Raw genomic sequence first — 3,817 nt, 5'->3', positions numbered from 1 at the left:
CACCTCTCTATTCGTCGGCAGCGTCAGATGTGTATAAGAGACAGATCATAGTTGCTGCTACAAACCGGCCGGATATGGTGGACCCTGCTCTCCTCAGACCTGGCCGTTTTGACAGGCTTATTTACATCAGGCCGCCCGAAAAAGAAGGCAGGGAGAAGATCTTTGAGATCCACACAAAAGAAAAACCTCTTGCAGAAGACGTAAACCTCTCAGAACTTGCTGATCTGACCGAGGGATATGTGGGTGCGGATATCGAAGGAGTCTGCAGGGAAGCGGCAATGCTCGCCCTCAGGGAAATAGTTACCCCGGGTATCAACCGAAAGGACATCCAGGAGAAGATAGGGGACGTTAGGCTTTCCAAAAAACACTTTGAAAAAGCAATCCGCCGTGTAAAGCCTACAATATCCAGAGAAAACCTGAGTGCGTATGAGAAGAGCGCCGAACTCTTTGCCAGGTATGCAACTGAGTTTGAGGAAGAGTCTTCCGAAGCAAAAGAACAGGAAAAGGAAATCGAGGGAACAGAAGTTCCGAGTTTTCCGCAGTCCGAATGAGGCTTTGCCTGACATACCGGTTAATACCGGTCTTTTTAATTTTAGTGGAAAATAACCATTTCAATTAATAACCTTACTGATTTGGGTAATACTCACTTAAGAAACTCAAGACGCATAACTTAATAATGATGTGATGAGATGGACAGAGACAGGAGAAAAAGAAGTTTTTTCGATGAAATATTCGGAATTGATCCCCTTAAGGACATGGACGAAATGTTCGAGCGCCTTAGCAGGGCTATGGGCATGAGTATGGATAACTTCGGGCAGCACCCTTTTGTTTACGGTTTTTCCGTAACCCAGCGGGCAGGGGAAGAGCCTGAAATCCGGGAATTTGGGAATATCCCTATGTTTGAACAGATGGAAACCGGAGAAAAACGCTATCTTGACATAAGAAAACCCCTTATTGATGTACTGGAATCCGAGGAAAAAGTCCATGTGGTTGCCGAGATGCCGGGCATCGAGAAAGAAAACATTCAACTGAACGCAACTGATTTAATACTTGACATCGAAACATTAGATGGGAATCCAAAATACTCCGAACGTGTGGAACTGCCCGTAAAGGTGGACCCCCAGAGTGCTAAAGCCACATATAAAAATGGTGTGCTGGAAGTTACCTTTAACCGGCTGGAGTCCAGTTCCCGAACTTCAATCGATATAGAGTGATTTTTCGGGAGCGAGAGGAAAATCAGAGGTAATAATGGTGGGCATAAGAAAAAGAAAGGATTTCTTTGAAGATTTTGGGTCTGAACTTTTTGACAACCTGGAAGAGATGATCGAAGCCCTCCTGGAAGAAATGGGAGAGTCCGTTCCCTTTGTTTACGGATTTTCTATCATTCATCGCCCGGGGGAAGATACTGAACTCCGGGAATTTGGAAACGTTCCGGAATACTCTCAAAAAGAAGAGAACTTCTTTGCCTCAGAAACAAAAGAACCTTTAATTGATATATTTGAAAACGAGGACATGGTGCACGTACTTGCAGAATTTCCGGAGGTTGAAAAGAAAGATCTCCTGCTGCACGCTACCGCTCAGCACCTTGAAATTAAAGTCATTGGGCTTTCTGAATATTCGGAAGACGTGGAACTCCCTGTCCTTGTGGATCCGAAGAGTGCAAAAGCAAGTTACAAAAATGGAGTGCTTGAGGTTACCTTCAGGCGCTGCCCCGAGGAAAGTCCTGTAGCAATAGAGATCAATTAATTCGAAAAGACAGAGGACCGTTTCAGGGCGAAGGACAGGAAACAAAAGCCTGAACCCTGATAAATATGTTGAGTATAGAATCAGCATATAGAAGAATTATTATTTTTCTTCTCATATTATAGAAGAGAAAATAATTCTGAACCTTTTTTCTCATCAGGCTCGTATTTACTGGCGTTTTACGGATCTTTGTGTTTAGTTTGCTGTACCTTTTTAACTTAGCATGGGCAGTTTTTAAATTATCCGTCCTTTTGCAATGCTCTTGAAATTTTTTAAGTACGCCCTTTATATTTTTTAATTTTTATTCTTTTATCGAGAATCCATTCCTTAACACATTTCTAGAACATTTCTCTGACCGTTTCAAAACCAGAAGGTTTCGAATAATTATGTTAGATATACTCTTTTCCTTTTTGTGACCTTTTTTTGTCCGCTGTTTCTTTTTTTTGACAAAAAACTTTCGTTCGAGTTTCTTTCTATTTAGATTTTTTTTACTTTCAATGCACATATTTCTCTTTTTTATCTATTTGATTCATTTTATACGTAAGTTTCAATTTTTTGATATATACGCATATATATTTTAAAACTGACTTAATTTCACTGAACCTGCTACTGAATCATTCTCTATTGCTTTCTCAAATTAGATTTACTGATTCACAGTTTTAGTGAGCTAAATAACTTATACTGATCAAGGGGGTTACTTATTAACTAATTTCATTAATTATTCTGATTAAATTGCTACTCCAAAATGAAATTTTTTTCTTCTGACCTTTATTTTCATATTTTTTTTCCTCGAAATTGCTCTTTTCTTGATAGTGTTTTTTGGAAATGTTCAAATATTTGAGAATCCACATGGAAATTAGTAAACCAGATGCTATCGGTTTTATACCTTTATATTTATTTAGTTCTGATTTGGATTATTGTACATCGTTCCATTAAACCCCTATTATGATAAAATCGGTAGCGTTAAGAACTGAGAAAAGCTAAAATTTCAATGAGAAAAGTGGGATGTAATTTCAATTACGTAAAAATCTGCAGTTTTGAAAGGGAGGTATTTGCTGTAATCAGGGAACAATTTGGCAAGATTTAGCGCGCAATTTTGACGCAAAATAGTTTGCTTGATGCTGAAGATGCATCCAGTAAAAACCGAAACATTTTTACTATATGACAAAAGAGTATACGCGAGGAAAATATAAGATTACATTATATCTTTATTTTCTATGTGGATTGAATTCTGGATTGAAACTTTTGAACCTGACTAGTGTTCACTATTAAATAACCAAAAAACTACAGAGGTTGGGTTGATGATTCATGGATCCATTTAATGCAATAGTAATAGCTGTCTTTTTACCATTTATACTTGCATGGACATTACCTGTATTATATAGAGTATTCAAACAGAGGATTGGCTGGATTTCGGCACTTATCGCATTTACGTGTTTTGTGTTGAACGCCCAGGTAATCCCGTACGCTATGGCAGGCACTCCTGTTAAGGGTTCGTGGGACTGGTTACCGGCAGCTGGTCTATCCTTAGACTTTTACGGAGATGGCATGGCCGTTCTCCTGGCATTAATCGTTTCAGGCGTTGGTGTTATCATCATGTCCTATTCAAACGGTTATATGTCCACAAAGGAAGACCTGCCAAGGTACTACCAGTGGCTCTTACTCTTTATGGGTGCAATGCTGGGCATTGCCTATACAGATAATACTATCCAGATGTTTATTTTCTGGGAACTGACTAGTATAACATCTTTTATGCTTATCGGATACTGGAGAGAAAGACCAGAATCCGTATACGGCGCAACCAAAGCCTTTCTGATAACTGCCGGTGGCGGACTTGTCATGTTCGCAGGCTTCCTGATGCTCAGGGTTGTTACAGGCACCTATGGTATCTCTGAAGTCGCTCAGAGTTCAGAACTCCTTTCAACATTACACGGAAGTCCGTTTTATGTTGCAGTCCTGGTTCTGATCTTCATTGGAGCTGCTTCCAAATCTGCACAGGGCCCATTCTATATATGGCCTGTCTCTTATACACATCTCCGAGCCCACGAGACGGACTCCTATCTCGTATGCCGTC

General features: G+C 40.0%; 2 protein-coding genes. Both read left to right on the top strand.

The window, feature by feature from the left end; translation table 11 throughout:
* Nucleotides 1–689 precede the first annotated feature (689 nt).
* Nucleotides 690–1,214 carry an archaeal heat shock protein Hsp20 gene (hsp20, locus tag EO95_RS03605; protein ID WP_048132251.1) on the top strand — a complete coding sequence of 175 codons (525 nt, stop codon included), beginning with the start codon at nt 690–692 and terminating at the stop codon, nt 1,212–1,214.
* A gap of 34 nt (nt 1,215–1,248) precedes the next feature.
* A complete protein-coding gene (locus tag EO95_RS03600; protein ID WP_048132249.1) occupies nt 1,249–1,746 on the top strand; it encodes an Hsp20/alpha crystallin family protein in 498 nt (165 codons plus the stop codon).
* Nucleotides 1,747–3,817: the final 2,071 nt, after the last annotated feature.

This window comes from Methanosarcina sp. 1.H.T.1A.1, assembly GCF_000979295.1.
Classification (GTDB): Archaea; Halobacteriota; Methanosarcinia; order Methanosarcinales; family Methanosarcinaceae; genus Methanosarcina.
This window is presented reverse-complemented; position numbering and strand designations above follow the sequence as displayed.